Raw genomic sequence first — 15,415 nt, 5'->3', positions numbered from 1 at the left:
GGCCCGAGGGCCGGCCCGCCCGGCGCCGCCCTCCCGGGCGTGGCCCCCGGGACCGCAGGGGGCCGGGCGGCTAGGGTGGGGCCCTCCGCGACCCGACCCACCGGGGGCACGATGAAGATCCTCATCTCCGCCGACATGGAAGGCGCCACCGGCGTCACCTGGCCCGCCGACGTACTGCCCGGGACCGCCCAGTGGGAGCGCTGCCGGGCCATGTTCACCTCCGACGTGAACGCCGCCGTGCTCGGCCTMTACGACGGAGGCGCCGACCGGGTCCTCGTCAACGAGGCCCACTGGACCATGCGCAACCTGCTGCTGGAGCGGCTCGACGCCCGCGCCGAGATGCTCACCGGCCGCCACAAGTCCCTCTCCATGGTCGAGGGCGTGCAGCACGGGGACGTCGACGGCATCGCCTTCGTCGGCTACCACACGGGCGCCGGCGCCGAGGGGGTCCTCGCCCACACCTACCTCGCCAACTCCATCACCGGGGTCTGGCTCAACGGCCTGCGCGCCAGCGAGGGACTGCTCAACGCCCACGTCGTCGCCGAGTACGGGGTCCCCGTCATCCTGGTCACCGGCGACGATCTGACCTGCGCCGACGCCGCCGCCTACGCCCCCGACGCGCGCACCGTCGCCGTCAAGGACCACGTCTCGCGCTACGCCGCCGTCTGCCGCACCCCGGCCCGCACCGCCGCCGACATCCGGGCCGCCGCCGCCGAGGCGGTCGCCCTCGCCGTCCGCCACGAGCCGGTACGGGGCGGCCCGTTCGCGGTGGAGGTGGAGTTCGACGCCGAACACCTGTCGATGGCCGCCACCGTGGTTCCCGGGGTCGAACGCTGCGCCGAACGCCGGATCGCGTACACCAGTGGGACCATGTACGAGGGGATCCGGACCTTCAAAGCCGTCACGACGGTCGTCTCCGCGGCCGTGGAGGAGCAGTATGGCTGACATGCGATGGGTGGACGGCGCAAACGGCGCGCTCGACGCGACGGCCTTCGAGGAGGCCGTCGGCTTCACCTCCGACCTGATCCGGATCGACACCGGCAACCGGGGCGGCGGCGACTGCCGCGAGCGGCCCGCCGCCGAATACGTCGCGGAACGTCTCGCCGGCGCCGGACTGGAGCCGGCCCTGCTGGAACGCGCCCCGGGCCGGACCAACGTGGTGGCCCGCGTCGAGGGCACCGACCCCACCGCGCCCGCCCTCCTCGTCCACGGCCACCTCGACGTGGTTCCCGCCCAGGCCGCCGACTGGAGCGTGGACCCCTTCTCCGGGGAGGTCCGCGACGGCGTGGTCTGGGGCCGCGGAGCGGTCGACATGAAGAACATGGACGCGATGGTGCTGGCCGTCGTACGGGCCTGGGCGCGCCACGGCGTACGGCCGCGCCGGGACATCGTGATCGCCTACACCGCCGACGAGGAGGACAGCGCCGTCGACGGATCGGRTTTCCTCGCCGACCGGCACCCGCACCTCTTCGAGGGGTGCACGGAGGGCATCGGCGAGTCCGGAGCCTTCACCCTGCACACCGGGCCGGGCCGCTCCCTCTACCCCATCGCGGCCGGCGAACGCGGCACCGCCTGGCTGAAGCTCACCGCGCACGGCACCACCGGACACGGCTCCAAGCCCAACAAGGCCAACGCCGTCAGCCGGCTCGCCGCCGCCGTCGCCCGCATCGGCGAACACGAGTGGCCGGTCCGGCTCACCGGCACGGTCGCCGCCTGCATCACCGAACTCGCCTCCCTCCAGGGCCTGTCGGTGGATCCCCGCGCCCCCGGTTTCGATCTCGACGCCGTCCTCGGCAAGCTGGGCCCGTCCGGCGCACTGGTGGAGGCCACGGTCCGCAACAGCGCCAACCCGACCATGCTGGAAGCCGGTTACAAGCTCAACGTCGTCCCCGGACACGCCACCGCGTACGTCGACGGGCGCACGCTGCCCGGCGGCGAAGCCGAGTTCGCCGCCACCCTCGACGCGCTCACCGGGCCCCACGTCGACTGGGAGTTCCACCACCGCGAGGTCGCCCTCGAAGCCCCCGTGGACGGGCGGACCTACGGCATCCTGCGCGAGGCCGTCGAACACTTCGACCCCGACGGGCACGTGGTCCCCTTCTGCATGGCCGGCGGCACCGACGCCAAACAGTTCTCCCGCCTCGGCATCACCGGCTACGGCTTCTCCCCGCTCAAGCTGCCGCCCGGCTTCGACTACTGGGCCCTCTTCCACGGCGTCGACGAGCGGGTCCCCGTCGACGCCCTCCACTTCGGCGTCCGCGTCCTCGACCGCGCGCTGCGGACCCTGTGAGGGGCACCCGTTGATGGCTCCGCCCGCCTCCGACGGCCCCTACGGCAGCTGGCCCTCGCCGATCGCCGCCGCCCTCGCAGCCGCCCACGACGGCCGCCCCGAGTACCTGGGGACCGTCGGCGACGAGGTGTGGTGGACCGAGCCCCGCCCCGGTGAGGGCGGTCGCCGGACCCTGGTGCGCCGGCCCGCCGACGGCCGCGCCGCCCGCTCGGTGCTGCCCGCGCCGTGGAACGTGCGCAGCCGCCTCACCGAATACGGGGGCCTGCCCTGGGCGGGCGCCGGGCGGCCCTCGGGGGGACCGCTCGTGGTGTTCGTCCACCACGGCGACCAGCGGCTGTACGCGTACGAGCCCGACGCGCCCGCGAGCCCGGGCCCCCGTCCCCTCACCCCCCTCTCCCCGGTCGGCGGCGGCCTGCGCTGGGCCGACCCGGTGCTGCGGGGCGCCGAGGTCTGGTGCGTGCTGGAGGAGTTCACCGGCCCCGGGCCCACCGACGTGCGCCGGGTCACGGCCGCCGTCCCGCTCGACGGATCGGCCGCCGAGGACCGGGCCGCCGTACGGGAACTCACCGACGACCGCCACCGCTTCCGGACCGGCCCCAGGCTCTCCCCGGACGGCCGGCGGGCGGCCTGGCTGGTGTGGGACCACCCCCGGATGCCCTGGGACGGCACCGAACTCCAACTCGCCGACATCACCCCCGACGGCACCCTCACCGCCCCCCGCACCGTCCTCGGCGGCCCCGAGGAGGCCGTGGCCCAGGTGGCGTGGGCGTCCGACGGGGCCCTGCTCGCGGTGAGCGACCGCAGCGGCTGGTGGAACCCGTACCGGGTGGACCCGGACGGCGGAGCGGCCGTCAACATCTGCCCCCGTGAGGAGGAGTTCGGCGGCGCGTTGTGGAAACCCGGCCTGAGCTGGATCGCCCCGCTGCCCGACCGGCTGATCGCCGTCCTGCACGGCCAGGGCGCCGCCGTCCTCGGCATCCTCGACCCGGACAGCGGCCACCTGGTCGACGCGGCCGGCCCCTGGACCGCCTGGCAGCCCGCGCTGGCCGTCAGCGGCACCCGCGTCTACGGGGTCGCCGCGAGTCCCCGCAGCGGCTACGAGGTCGTCGAACTCGACACCGTGACCGGCCACACCCGGGTGGCCGGCGCCCGCGCCACGGACCCGGTCGACCCCGCCCACTACCCGGAACCGCAGACCAGGACCTTCCCCGGCCCGGGCGGCCGGGAGATCCACGCCCACGTGTACCCGCCGCACCACCCCGCCCGGCGGGCCCCCGCCGACGAACTGCCCCCGTACGTGGTGTGGGCGCACGGCGGCCCCACCGACCACGTGCCGCCCGTGCTCGACCTGCACATCGCCTACTTCACCTCGCGCGGCATCGGCGTCGTCGAGGTCAACTACGGCGGCTCCACCGGCTACGGCCGCGCCTACCGCGAGCGGCTGCGCGAGCAGTGGGGCGTGGTCGACGTCGAGGACTGCGCCGCCGTCGCCCGCGCCCTGGCCGCCGAGGGCACCGCCGACCCCGGCCGGCTCGCCATCCGCGGCGGCAGCGCGGGCGGCTGGACGGCGGCGGCCTCGCTCGCCGCCACCGACCTGTACGCCTGCGCGGCGATCGTCTACCCCGTCCTGGACCTGCGGGGTTTCGCCGCCGAGACCCACGACCTGGAATCGCGCTACGTGGACGGTCTCGCCGGACCGCCGCGGACCCTGGCCGTGCGCTGCCGCGAGCGCTCCCCGGTGGCCCGCGCCGACCGGATCGCCGCGCCCTTCGTGCTGCTCCAGGGCCTGGACGACCCGGTCTGCCCGCCGGCCCAGGCCGAACGGCTGCTGGCCGCGCTGCGCGGGCGCGGCGTGCCGCACGCGTACGTCGCCTTCGAGGGCGAGGGGCACGGCTTCCGGCGCGCGGAGACGATGGTGCGGGCGCTGGAGGCGGAGTTGTCCCTGTACGCGCAGGTCTTCGGGTTCGAGCGGGACGACGTCCCCCGTCTGGCCCTGCACGGCTGACCCCCGCGGCCGGTGCGGGCGATCACGGGGCCGTGACCCGCCTCGCGCCGAAGGACGGCCGCGGGGGCCGCGCCCTGCTCACCCCCGGCCGCGTGGGCGTGCTCGCCGGATCAGGTGGTGTGCAGCCAGACGCGCAGCGGGCCGATCGGGGTGAACCCGGCGCGCACGGCGGCGTCGAGGTCCTCCCCGTGCTCGTACCCCACCACCGGCAGGCCGGGCCAGCGGGCCGCGACGGCCTCCAGGACGGCCGCCCAGGCCGCGGCGACCGCCGCGTCCGCCGCGTCCGGGTCGGCGTCCGCCCCGTGCGCCCCGTCCGCCGTGAAGAGGTTGGACACGCCGACGACGCCGCCCCCGGCGCTCGCGACGGCCCCCGCCACGATCCGCCCCCCGGAGCGGCCCGCGAGGAAGACGAGGTCCCGGGCGAGCAGGTCCGCGTGGAACAGCCCGGTGCTCGCCCCACCGTCCCAGGCCGCCTCCCAGGCGCCCAGCTCCGTGGCGGTCCGGACCTCGGACCACTCCGTGCCCGGGGCCGCCGGCCCGGCCGGCCCGGCCGGGCGGTGGATCCACTGCGCCTCGAACAGCACCTCGAAGCCGGCCGGGGCCAGGTCCAGCGAGGCGAAGCTGTCCTTGACCGAGCAGCCGGGGGAGCCGGTGTCGATCCCGGCCACCACGTCCTGCGCCGAGGCCTCCGGGGTGAGGGAGACCGCGTCGGGGTAGAGCGGCGGGGTGCGCCGCGCGCTGCTCCATACGGAGCCGGAGAAGGCTCCGTCGCGGCAGACGGCCGCGACCCACTCGGCGTTGTTGCGGGCCGCCGCGAGCACCAGGGCCGCGGTGCCGCCGGTTTCGCAATTCCGGGGGGCGATGATCACACCGGGATACTGCCACACCTCGTAACCTGGGGCGATGCCCTTTCCTACGTACCTCGTGACGGGCCCCCGGGTCGGCCTCGCCCCCTACCGCCCCGCCGACGGACCCGAGTTCACCGCCCGCGCCCGCGAGAGCCGCGACCTGCACGAGCCCTGGCTGTTCCCGCCCACCACGGTGGAGGAGTACGAGCCCTACGCCGCCCGGCTGGCCGGCGGCGAGGGGCGGGCCGGATTCCTCGTCCGCGAACGCGCCACCGGAGCCCTCGCGGGCTTCGTCAACATCAACAACATCGTCCTCGGCGCCTTCCGCTGCGGCGCCCTGGGCTACGGGGCCTTCGCGCACGCCGCCGGTCGCGGACTCCTGGGCGAAGCCCTCGACCTGGTCCTCGCCCACGCCTTCGCCCCGCAGGAGGGCGGCGGCCTCGGGCTGCACCGCCTGGAGGCGAACGTCCAGCCGGGCAACGCCGCCTCCATCGCCCTCGTCCGGGGGCGCGGCTTCCGTCTGGAGGGGCTCTCGCCGGACTTCCTCCACGTGGCCGGAGCCTGGCGGGACCACGAACGCTGGGCCGTGACGGCGGACATGTGTGCGACCCCGCGGACCGCCGGACCGGCCACGGGCTCCTTTGCGTAATCCTGACCGGTGGTGATGCGCGGAACCCCTGTGCACCGGCCGGGACGGCGTGTTCCATTCCCTCATGGCCACCACCGTCCGACGTGCCCTACTGACCCTCCCGGCAGCCCCGTTGGGACCCGACAACCCCCTCCCCGCCCTGCGCGCGCCCGACGCGGTGCACGAACTGGACGAGCGCTCGCGCCACGGACTGCCGCGCGACATGGCCCGCCAGGTCGGCCACGAGCCGCTGCGCTCGCTGCTTCCGGTGCACGTCCGCGACGGCTACGGACGCGAGCGCGCGGAGCGGGAGTTCGAGGCGGTCGTCATCGACAACGGCCGCCTGCGCGTCACGGTGCTGCCGGGGCTGGGCGGGCGGGTCCACTCCCTCGTCCACCTCCCCACCGGACGCGAACTCCTCTACCGGAACCCGGTGTTCCAGCCCGCCAACTTCGCCCTCAACGGCGCCTGGTTCTCCGGTGGCATCGAGTGGAACATCGGCGCCACCGGACACACCACCCTGTCCTGTGCCCCCCTGCACGCCGCGCTCGTCCCCGCCCCCGACGGCGGCGTGATGGTGCGGCTGTGGGAGTGGGAGCGGCTGCGCGACCTGCCCTTCCAGGTGGACCTGTGGCTGCCCGCCGACGCGGACTTCCTCCACGTCGGCGTCCGCGTGCGCAACCCGCACGAGCGGCCCGTCCCCGTGTACTGGTGGTCCAACACCGCCGTTCCGGAGGAGCCGGGCCGCCGCGTGCTCGCACCCGCCGAGGAGGCCTGGCACTTCGGGTACGAGCGTGCGCTGCGCCGGATCCCCGTGCCGCGCTGGGAGGACGCCGACCGCACGTACCCGCTGAACAGCGCCCACCCGGCGGACTTCTTCTACGAGGTCCAGGACGCGGCCCGGCCCTGGATCGCCTCCCTCGACGCGGACGGGCACGGCCTGGCGCAGGCCTCCACCAGGCGGCTGCGCGGCCGCAAGCTGTTCGTGTGGGGCGCCGGCGCGGGCGGCCGGCGCTGGCAGGAATGGCTCACCGCGCCGGGCACCGGCGGCTACGCCGAGATCCAGGCCGGGCTGGCCCGGACCCAGCTGGAACACGTACGTCTGGAGGCCGGGGCGGAGTTCGCCTGGATGGAGGCGTACGGGCCGCTCTCGGCGGAGCCGTCGGCGGTCCACGGCGCCGACTGGGCGGCGGCCCGCGGTGCGGCCTCGGCGGCCCTTGACGCCGCGCTGCCGGCCGAGGCGCTGGAGGCCGCCTACGGGGCGTGGCGCGGGCACGCCGACACCGAACCGGGGGAGCGGCTGGCCGAAGGCTCGGGCTGGGGCGCGCTGGAGGTGCTGTGCGGGGGCTTCAAGCTCCCCGGCACCCCCTTCCCGGAGTCCACCCTGGGGGAGGAACAGCGGCCCTGGCTGGAGCTGTGGCGCAGCGGGGTCTTCCCCACCCCGCGCAAGGTGGTGCCGCCGGGGCCGGCGCTGGTCGCGCCGCACTGGCGGGACATGCTGGAGACCGCCCCGGCCGACCCGCTGACCGAGTACCACCTGGGCGTGGCCCAGTGGCACGCGGGCGACACCGCCCAGGCCGTGCGCAGCTGGGAGCGCGGGCTGGCGCTGGCGCCCTCCCGTTGGCCGCTGCTGCGCGCCCTCGCGGTGGCCGACGCGCTGGCCGGGGACCGGGAACGGTCCGCCGACCGGTACGCGGAGGCCTTCGAGGACCTGGCGGGGGAGAGCCGGGGCGGCGAGCGCTGGGAGGCCGCCGAGTCCGCGCTGGGGCGGGAGGCGATGACCGCGCTGCTCGCCGCCGGACGCCTGGCGGCGGCCCGCGCGGTCTGGGACCGGCTGCGGCCCGTGCTGCGGGAGCAGGGGCGGTTCCGGCTGCTCGCCGCGCGGTTGCTGGCGGCCGAAGGGCACGTGGGCGCCGCCCGCCGGGTCTTCGAGGACGGCTTCGAACTGCCCGACCTGCGGGAGGGCGAGGAGACCCTTTCGGAGATCTGGTCCACCCTCACGGACGCCCCCCTGCCCGCGGCCTACGACTTCCGCATGCGGCCGCCGGGGTAGCCGGGAGGCCGCGTTGCCGCGTGGCGGGGTGGCCGGGGCGCTCGACGGCCGGCACGCCCCGGTGCCCGGCCGGTGGTGCCGGGGCGGTGGTTCCCGGTGGTCAGAGGCGGCTGTCAGAGGCCGGCCGTCAGCGGTCGGCCCTCAGCGGCCGGCGGCGGCGATCGAGTCGATGGTGCCGCGCCAGGTCCGGCGGTACCCCTCGCGCAGGGGCCCGCCGGTCAGGCCGAGGACCTCCGACGCCGCCTCGGCGAGCGGGGCCGGATCACCCGACCCGGCCGCGCGCAGGTGCCCGTCGAGGAGGGCCGCGCCGAGCCGCGGGTCCGCCCGGAGCAGGCGTCGCGGCAGCCACTTCCCGGTGCCGGTCCAGGCGCGGTGGTGGTCGAGGAGCAGGTCGGCCGCGGCGTCGAACGCGACGCCGGCCACCGTGAGGCGTTCGCTCCGGTCGCCCGCGTCGGCGAGGTCGTCCAGGGCGTCCGTCAGCCCGTACCGCTTCGTCTCGACGGTTGCCGGGTCCAGCGCGGGAGGCCCCGCGCGCAGGTCCGCCTCGGCGAGGGCACGGGCCCGCCCGGCAGCGCCGTCCGTGTCGGCGAGTACGAGACCCGTGGCGTACATGCTCTGCAGCACCCCGCGGCGGGCGGCGACGTCCGCCGCGAAGAGCTCCGCGAGGCCGGTGGGGGTGTGGACGAAGAGCTCCACGACCCGGCCCTCGAAGCGGAGCGTCTCGCGGTAGGTCTCGCCCCCGTCCCCGATCAGCACGGCGATGTCGAGGTCGCTGAGCGCGGTGGCCCGTCCGGACGCCGTGGACCCGGCGAGGACGACGGCCGTCGCGTCGGGGAAAAGGTCACGGGTGAGACGTCGCGCCTGGTCGACGGGGTCGGTGGTCATGGCGGTCAGGGTGCCACGGCCCGTCGCTCGTGATCAACGGCGTTCCGCGCCGCCCACCCCGTGGCCCCGTGCCCCGTCCCGGCGCGGGACACCCGTCAGACCCGGCACAGCAGTTCGCCGTTCAGGACGGAGAACCAGGCGTCGGGGTGGGCGCCCCAGGCGTGCCAGGCCTCGGCGATGGAGCCCAGGCCGGAGGCCGTCGCGTGGCCGCCCCGGACCGCGATGTCCGCGTACGCGGAGGCCGTCGTACGGTCCGCCCACAGCGCCGACCACCAGGTGGTCTCCTCCGCAGTCGCGTAGCACCAGGCCGTGGCCGAGCAGGTCACGTCCGTGAACCCCGCCTCCCGCGCCCAGGCGCGCAGCCGCCGCCCGGCGTCCGGTTCCCCGCCGTTGGCGCGGGCGACCCGGCGGTACAGGGCCTGCCATTCGTCGAGGACCGGGGAGGCCGGGTACCAGGTCATCGCCGCGTAGTCGGCGTCGCGCACGGCCACGATCCCGCCGGGGCGGCAGACCCGCCGCATCTCGCGCAGGGCCCGTACCGGATCGCCGACGTGCTGCAGCACCTGGTGGGCGTGGACCACGTCGAAGGAGTCGTCGGGGAAGTCCAGCGCGTGGACGTCCGCGACGGCGAAGTCGACGGCCCCGGCCGGCCCGTGTTCGCGCACGTGGGCACCCGCCTGCTCCAGGACGTCCGCCGCCGCGTCGACCGCCGTGACCCGGCCGCCCGGGGCCACCAGCCGCGCCAGGTCCGCCGTGATGGTGCCCGGTCCGCAGCCCACGTCCAGCACGTGCATGCCCGGACGCAGTGCGGGGATGAGGTAGGCCGCCGAGTTGGCCGCGGTGCGCCAGCGGTGGGAGCGCAGGACGGACTCGTGGTGGCCGTGCGTGTAGACGGCGCTCATGCGGGGCTCGCGGGGCTCGCGGGGCTCGTGCGGTTCGTGCGGTTCGTGGGTCCCGTGCGTGTCGTTCATGGCTGCACCCCTCTTCGTCGAAGCGTGATGATCACGGTAGCGGCTCGATCAGAATCTGAGATGACCGTTTTGACATATGGACACCATCCTTGTGTTCCAAGGGGATTGGGCGGGTCGGTGGCAGGGAAAGGCAGGGGCGAGGACAGTGGGCCCCAGGGGGACCCGACCGCGGAGGACGGTGAGATCCATGCCGGAGACGCTGCTCGAACAGCACGCCGCGGCGCTGCGGCTGTTCGGCGAGCGCGTACGGGAGGTCGCGGACGCCCAGTGGGACGCGCCGACCCCCTGCACCGAATGGAACGTGCGGGACCTGGTCAACCACGTCACCGGCGAGCAGCGCTGGGTCCCGCCCCTGCTCACCGAGGGCCGCACGGTCGCGGAGGTCGGCGACGCGCTCGCCGGCGACCTGCTCGGTGCGGACCCGGCGGCCGCCTGGGACCGGGCGGCGGCCGGAGCGAGCGCCGCCTTCGCCGCGCCGGGTGCGCTGGAGCGGACCGTCGCGCTCTCGTACGGGCCCACGCGCGGGTCGGCGTACTGCTCGGAGCTGATCACCGACTGCGTCGTGCACACCTGGGACCTCGCGCGGGCGATCGGTGCGGACGACCGGCTGCCGGACGGGCTGGTGGAGTTCGCGATCAAGGAGGTCATGCCCTACGCGGACAGCCTCGCGGCGAGCGGCATGTTCGCCGCGCCGCTGGACGTGCCCGCCGGGGCGGACGCGCAGACGCGGCTGCTGGCCATGACCGGGAGGCGCGGCTGAGCGCGCGCGGCCGGCGGGCACGCGGTCGGCGGGCACGCGGCCGGCGGGCATAGTGGGGCGATTAATCGTATAAAGGTCAGAGTTGATCGTTCAGCGGCGACGGCGACGGCTTCAGTGGCGGTGGCAGCGGCGGGAGGCGGACACGTGGTGGGGATGGCGGACGGGCCGGCCGGGGTGCCCGGGGTCTCCGGGGACTGGCGCTCGGCCGCGCGGGGACGCGGTCCGGTCCGCTACGGTCCTCCCGCGCCGCAGCCCGGCCTGCCCGTCCTGCCGGAGCTGACCGCCGTGCTCGCGGACGCGGCCGGCCGGGCCGCCCCCGAACCCCCGGGCGGCGGCGAGGCCGTCCACGAGGCGGCCTGCCGGCACTGGGCCCGGCGCGGGCTCGCCACCGCCCCCGAGAACGTGGCCGCGGGGCCCGGCGCCCCCGCCCTCCTGCTGGCCCTGCTCGGCGCGTACGGCGGCGACGTCATGCTGCCCCGGCCGTGTCCCGCCTGGTGGACGCCGCAGGTCCGGCTGCTGGGACGCCGGGCCTACCACGTGCCCACCCCCGCGGAGTGCGGCGGCATCCCCGACCCCTACGCGCTGCTGGAGACCGTCCGACGGGTCCGGGCCGAGGGCGGCGACCCGCGCGTCCTGCTGCTGTCGGTGGCCGACGACCCCACCGCCACGGTGCCGCCGCCCGAGATGGTGCGGGAGGCCTGCGAGGCGGCGGAGTCGGCCGGGCTGTTCGTGGTCAGCGACGAGAGCTGGCGCGACACCGTGCACCGGCCCTACGACACCCTGGTGCTGAGCCCCGCCGAGATGCTCCCCGAACAGGCCGCCGTCCTGATGGACCTGGCCGGATCGCTGCTGCCGGCCGGCTGGCCCGCCGCCGTGCTCCGTTTCCCCGGCACCCCGAGGGGCACCTGGCTCAGGGCCCGCACCCTCGACGTCCTCACCGCCACCGGAGCCCTGGTCGCCGGGCCGGTCGCGGGAGCCGCCGCGCACGCGCTCGACGAACCCGACGCCGTCGCCGGGCGGGCGTACGCGGCCGCCGCGATGCACGGCGCGGTCGCCGCCGCCGCGCACCGGGAACTGCTGGCCGTAGGGGCGCTCGCCCGGCCCCCGCAGGCCGGGCGGCACCTGTACGCGGACCTGAACCCGCTGCGCGCCGGGCTGGCCCGGCACGGTGTCGGCGACGCGATGGAGCTGGAGGACTGGCTCGGCGCCCGGCTGGGCGCGCCGACACCCGGCGGGCAGCGGTTCGCGGACGACCTGGGCGCGCTGCGCGTGCGGCTGTCGACAGGGCCGCTGCTGGGGGCCACCCCGGAGGAACGGCTCGCCACGCTCGGCGCCCGCGACCCGCTGGGGCTGCCGCACGTCCGGGGCGCGCTGGACCGGCTCGGGTCGGTGCTCGCCGGGCTGGCCGACTGACCTTCCCCCGCTCGCACCGGCCGAGCTGAACGGAGACTCCTCGATGAGGGACCAGACGGACGCCCCCGCGCCGCCCGCCCCCACACCCCCACCCGCCCAGCCTTCCGCCGTCCCCGCGTCCCCGCCTCCGGCCGTCCCCGCGTCCGCGCTCCCGCCGGGCCCCGCCCCCGCGTCGGCGGGCGATCGCCGGTCCCGGCCGCCCGGGGAACGGCGGGCGTGGCCGCGTTCCTTCGCGGACCGGCTGACGACCCCGCTCCCCGGTGTCCGGGCCTTCGCCCGGCTGGCCCGCGAGGGTGCCTTCCGCCCGGGCCCCGACGGGCTGAGCGGTATCCCCGACCTGCCGTACGCGCCCGCCCCGCTGCCCGCCCCCGCCCCCGGCGGCGTCTGCGTCACCTGGGCCGGACACGCCAGCTGGGTGCTGCGGACCGGCGGGCTGACCGTGCTCACCGACCCCGTCTGGTCACGCCGGATCCTGGGAACCCCCGCCCGGATGACGCCCGTCGGGGTGCGCTGGGAGGAACTGCCGCCCGTCGACGCGGTGGTGATCAGCCACAACCACTACGACCACCTCGACGCCCCGACCCTCAAGCGGCTGCCCCGCGACACCGCCCTGTTCGTCCCGGCCGGCCTCGCCCGCTGGTGCCGCCGCCGGGGCTTCACCCGGGTGACCGAGCTCGACTGGTGGGAGTCCGCCGAACTGGGCGGCGTACGCTTCGACTTCGTTCCCGCCCACCACTGGTCCCGGCGCTCGCTGCTGGACACCTGCCGCACCCTGTGGGGAGGCTGGGTGCTGACCGACGCGGCGAGCGGCCGGAAGGTCTACTTCGCGGGGGACACCGGCTACGGCCACTGGTTCGCCGAGATCGGCCGCCGCCACCCGGGGATCGACCTCGCGCTCCTGCCCATCGGGGCCTACGCCCCGCGCTGGTGGCTGCGCGACGTGCACGCCGACCCGGAGGAGGCCGTCCGAGCCTGCCTCGACCTCGGCGCCCGCCGGATGGCCCCCATGCACTGGGCCACCTTCGTGCTCTCCGCGGAACCGGTCATGGAGCCCCTGCACCGCGCCCGCGCCGCCTGGGCCCGCGCGGGGCTGCCCCGCCGGGACCTCTGGGACCTCCCCATCGGAGGCTCCCGCACCCTCGGCCCCCCACCGCCGTCCCCCGACGCCCCGGCCCCCGCCCTCCGGAGCGGCGCGTAGGACCCCAACAGCGTTCGCGGACTGATCGGTTGGGGTCCGTACCGATAGGATCACCTGTTCATGGACCTCGGTACGGGCATCAAGATGATCTCCATTCCCGGCGGGCGGGTGACCCTGTCCGACCGGCGGACGCAGCGCACCTGGCAGGTCGCGCTCGAACCCTGTCGGCTCTCCGCCCTGCCCGTCATCCAGGAGCTGTACGCGCGGGTCACCGGTCTGCGCCCGAGCACCGTCCACGGGGACCGGCTGCCCGTCGAGGGCGTCTCCTGGTGGGACGCGGTCCGTTTCTGCAACGCCCTCTCCCTGCGCGAGGGACTCGCCCCCGCCTACCGCCTCGACGGCGAGAGCGCCGCATGGGACACCTCCGCCGACGGCTACCGGCTGCCCACCGAGGCCGAATGGGAACACGCCTGTCGCGCCGGCACCGACGGCCCGCGCCACGGCCCGCTCGACGACATCGCCTGGTACCGCGGCAACTCGGACGAGACCCTCCACGAGGCGGGCGGCAAGCTCCCCAACGCCTGGGGCCTGCACGACATGCTCGGCAACGTCTGGGACTGGTGCTGGGACCTGTACGACCCCGAGGTCTACGGCACCTACCGGGTGCTGCGCGGCGGCGGCTGGTTCGACGAGCACTGGAGCTGCCGTGCCTCGGCCCGCCGCCGCAGCCACCCCACCTTCCGCGTCGACGACGTCGGCTTCCGCCTCGCCCGCTCCGGCGCGGCCTGAACCCGCCGCACCGGCCCCGCCGCAGCCGGCCCCGTCGACCCCCTGTCGGACCCGGCCCCGCCTGGCATACCGTGCCGGTTCCGGCACACAACCCACTGTGAGGGGCGCGTACGTGGACGACGGCGAACTGCTGTTCCTGGGGGCGGCCCGGCAGGCCGACCTCGTACGGTCCGGGAAGGTCACCGCGCGGGCGCTGACCGAGGCCGCGCTCCGGCGGACCGAACGCCTGGACCCCCGGCTCGGGGCGTTCCGCGCGGTGCTCACCGGGCCGGCCCTCGCCGAGGCCGACGCCCGCGACGCGGCCCGTGCGGCCGGCGAGGGGGACCTGCCCCTGCTCGGGGTGCCCGTCGCCGTCAAGGACGAGCTCGACGTCGCCGGTGAGGTCACCACGTTCGGCGGCGCGGCCCACCGCGTCCCGGCCGCCAAGGACTCCGAGGCGGTCCGCCGGCTGCGGGCGGCCGGCGCCGTGATCATCGGCAAGACGGCGATGCCGGAGTACGGCCAGTGGCCGTTCACGGAGTCGTCCGCGCACGGCTACGCCCGCAACCCCTGGGACACGGCCCGCACCACCGGCGGCTCCAGCGGGGGCAGTGCGGCCGCCGTCGCCGCCGGACTGGCCGGCGCCGCGCTCGGCGGGGACGGCGGCGGATCCCTGCGCATCCCGGCCGCCTGCTGCGGGCTCTTCGCCCTCAAACCGCAGCGCGGCCGCGTCTCCACGGCCCCGCACCCCCACCTCTGGTACGCCCTCGGCACCATCGGACCGCTCACCCGCTCCGTGCTCGACAGCGCCCTGCTCTACGACGTCCTCGCCGGCCCGGCCCCCGGCGACCGCTGGGCGGCCCGGCCCGCCACGACGAGCTTCGTGCGGGCGGCCTCCACCGAGCCTGGCCGGCTCCGGATCGGCTGGTCGGCCACCCCCGCGGTACCCGGAGTGCGCCCCCACCCCGAACACGTGGCGGCCCTGCGGCGGACGGTGGCGGCCCTGCGCGAACTGGGCCACGACGTACGGGAGGTCGACCCCCGCTACCCCGACACCACGGCCGCGTTCCTGCCGCAGTTCTGCGGGGGCGTCCGCGCGGAGGCCCGCACCGCCGACCGGCCCGACCTGCTCGAACGCCGCACCCGGCAGACCCTGCGGTGCGCCCGGCTGGTACCCGAGGCGGCCGTGGAGCGGGCCGTGCGCGCGGGGGAGCGGATGGCGGTACGGGCCGACCGCGTCTTCGACCGCGCCGACCTGCTGCTCACCCCGACGCTCGCCCGGCGGCCGCGGCGGGTGGGTGCCCTGGACGGCGCGGGCATGACGGGGGCGATGCTGCGATCCCTCCCGATGATCGCCTACACGGCCCTGTGGAACGTCACAGGCAACCCCGCCGCCTCCCTCCCGGCCGGCTTCGGTACGGACGGACTGCCGCTCGCCGTCCAGCTGGTGGGCCGGCAGCACGACGAGGCGACCGTCCTCCAGGTCTGTGCCCAGCTCGAAGCCGCCCGCCCGTGGGCCCACCGCATCCCCGGCCTGGCCCTCTGACGGCCCCGCCGCGGGCGCGGGCCCGGCGTCGCCTCGCGGGCACGGGCCCGGCGTCGCCGCAGGCCCGGCCGGACGCGCTCACGGACCCGCCGGGTCCGCCCCGTCCGGCC

13 protein-coding genes are annotated in these 15,415 nt (G+C 76.5%); 10 read left to right on the top strand and 3 right to left on the bottom strand.

Translation table 11 applies throughout. The features are described 5' to 3' along the window. Positions 1-111: 111 nt before the first annotated feature. The 3 genes from AB4039_RS38425 to AB4039_RS38415 are packed head-to-tail and all read left to right on the top strand — an operon-like array spanning position 112 to position 4,295. On the top strand, positions 112-945 hold the full coding sequence (locus tag AB4039_RS38425) for a M55 family metallopeptidase (protein WP_266843717.1): 834 nt from the start codon (positions 112-114) through the stop codon (positions 943-945). Between the two features lies 1 nt (position 946). Further along, positions 947-2,290 carry a M20/M25/M40 family metallo-hydrolase gene (locus AB4039_RS38420; protein WP_442272943.1) on the top strand — a complete coding sequence of 448 codons (1,344 nt, stop codon included), beginning with the start codon at positions 947-949 and terminating at the stop codon, positions 2,288-2,290. 13 nt (positions 2,291-2,303) lie between these two features. Further along, positions 2,304-4,295: a prolyl oligopeptidase family serine peptidase gene (locus AB4039_RS38415; RefSeq protein WP_442272942.1), complete on the top strand. Its 1,992-nt coding sequence runs from the start codon at positions 2,304-2,306 to the stop codon at positions 4,293-4,295. A 110-nt stretch (positions 4,296-4,405) separates the two neighbouring features. On the opposite strand, the gene AB4039_RS38410 is transcribed toward AB4039_RS38415, so the two are convergent. Next, positions 4,406-5,164, bottom strand: coding sequence for a hypothetical protein (locus AB4039_RS38410; RefSeq protein ID WP_442272941.1), 759 nt, complete (start codon positions 5,162-5,164; stop codon positions 4,406-4,408). Between the two features lie 34 nt (positions 5,165-5,198). Between AB4039_RS38410 and AB4039_RS38405 the strand changes: the two genes are divergently transcribed. Then, positions 5,199-5,792: a GNAT family N-acetyltransferase gene (locus AB4039_RS38405; protein ID WP_266843720.1), complete on the top strand. Its 594-nt coding sequence runs from the start codon at positions 5,199-5,201 to the stop codon at positions 5,790-5,792. 64 nt (positions 5,793-5,856) lie between these two features. Beyond that, a complete protein-coding gene (locus AB4039_RS38400) occupies positions 5,857-7,824 on the top strand; it encodes a DUF5107 domain-containing protein (RefSeq protein WP_442272940.1) in 1,968 nt (655 codons plus the stop codon). A gap of 141 nt (positions 7,825-7,965) precedes the next feature. Here AB4039_RS38400 and AB4039_RS38395 read toward each other — a convergent pair whose 3' ends face one another. Both AB4039_RS38395 and AB4039_RS38390 read right to left on the bottom strand, forming a co-directional pair. After that, positions 7,966-8,709: a nucleotidyltransferase domain-containing protein gene (locus tag AB4039_RS38395; protein ID WP_442272939.1), complete on the bottom strand. Its 744-nt coding sequence runs from the start codon at positions 8,707-8,709 to the stop codon at positions 7,966-7,968. Between the two features lie 95 nt (positions 8,710-8,804). Further along, positions 8,805-9,611 (bottom strand): methyltransferase domain-containing protein, encoded by an 807-nt coding sequence (locus AB4039_RS38390; RefSeq protein ID WP_266844147.1) that lies wholly within the window; start codon positions 9,609-9,611, stop codon positions 8,805-8,807. Positions 9,612-9,867: 256 nt separating this feature from the next. Between AB4039_RS38390 and AB4039_RS38385 the strand changes: the two genes are divergently transcribed. The 5 genes from AB4039_RS38385 to AB4039_RS38365 all read left to right on the top strand — a co-directional run bounded on the left by AB4039_RS38385 (position 9,868) and on the right by AB4039_RS38365 (position 15,305). Continuing rightward, the gene (locus AB4039_RS38385; protein ID WP_266843723.1) at positions 9,868-10,440 is read left to right on the top strand and encodes a TIGR03086 family metal-binding protein; all 573 of its coding nucleotides are present in this window, start codon (positions 9,868-9,870) and stop codon (positions 10,438-10,440) included. Between the two features lie 153 nt (positions 10,441-10,593). Continuing rightward, positions 10,594-11,853 (top strand): aminotransferase class I/II-fold pyridoxal phosphate-dependent enzyme, encoded by a 1,260-nt coding sequence (locus tag AB4039_RS38380; RefSeq protein WP_266844149.1) that lies wholly within the window; start codon positions 10,594-10,596, stop codon positions 11,851-11,853. 43 nt (positions 11,854-11,896) lie between these two features. Continuing rightward, complete coding sequence (locus AB4039_RS38375; RefSeq protein ID WP_442272938.1) at positions 11,897-13,051, top strand: MBL fold metallo-hydrolase; 1,155 nt, start codon at positions 11,897-11,899, stop codon at positions 13,049-13,051. A gap of 60 nt (positions 13,052-13,111) precedes the next feature. Further along, positions 13,112-13,780 (top strand): SUMF1/EgtB/PvdO family nonheme iron enzyme, encoded by a 669-nt coding sequence (locus tag AB4039_RS38370; protein WP_266843726.1) that lies wholly within the window; start codon positions 13,112-13,114, stop codon positions 13,778-13,780. Positions 13,781-13,892: 112 nt separating this feature from the next. After that, positions 13,893-15,305, top strand: a complete 1,413-nt coding sequence (locus AB4039_RS38365; protein ID WP_442272937.1) for an amidase — start codon at positions 13,893-13,895, stop codon at positions 15,303-15,305. Positions 15,306-15,415: the final 110 nt, after the last annotated feature.

It is taken from the genome of Streptomyces sp. M-16 (assembly GCF_052114405.1).
Taxonomy (GTDB): domain Bacteria; phylum Actinomycetota; class Actinomycetes; order Streptomycetales; family Streptomycetaceae; genus Streptomyces.
This window is presented reverse-complemented; position numbering and strand designations above follow the sequence as displayed.

Bases quoted from the DNA above. Each gene is read 5' to 3' on its own strand.
- AB4039_RS38415 (WP_442272942.1), top strand. From the start codon at position 2,304: ATGGCTCCGCCCGCCTCCGACGGCCCCTACGGCAGCTGGCCCTCGCCG.
- AB4039_RS38405 (WP_266843720.1), top strand. From the start codon at position 5,199: ATGCCCTTTCCTACGTACCTCGTGACGGGCCCCCGGGTCGGCCTCGCC.
- AB4039_RS38400 (WP_442272940.1), top strand. From the start codon at position 5,857: ATGGCCACCACCGTCCGACGTGCCCTACTGACCCTCCCGGCAGCCCCG.
- AB4039_RS38395 (WP_442272939.1), bottom strand. From the start codon at position 8,709: ATGACCACCGACCCCGTCGACCAGGCGCGACGTCTCACCCGTGACCTT.
- AB4039_RS38390 (WP_266844147.1), bottom strand. From the start codon at position 9,611: ATGAGCGCCGTCTACACGCACGGCCACCACGAGTCCGTCCTGCGCTCC.
- AB4039_RS38385 (WP_266843723.1), top strand. From the start codon at position 9,868: ATGCCGGAGACGCTGCTCGAACAGCACGCCGCGGCGCTGCGGCTGTTC.
- AB4039_RS38380 (WP_266844149.1), top strand. From the start codon at position 10,594: ATGGCGGACGGGCCGGCCGGGGTGCCCGGGGTCTCCGGGGACTGGCGC.
- AB4039_RS38375 (WP_442272938.1), top strand. From the start codon at position 11,897: ATGAGGGACCAGACGGACGCCCCCGCGCCGCCCGCCCCCACACCCCCA.
- AB4039_RS38370 (WP_266843726.1), top strand. From the start codon at position 13,112: ATGGACCTCGGTACGGGCATCAAGATGATCTCCATTCCCGGCGGGCGG.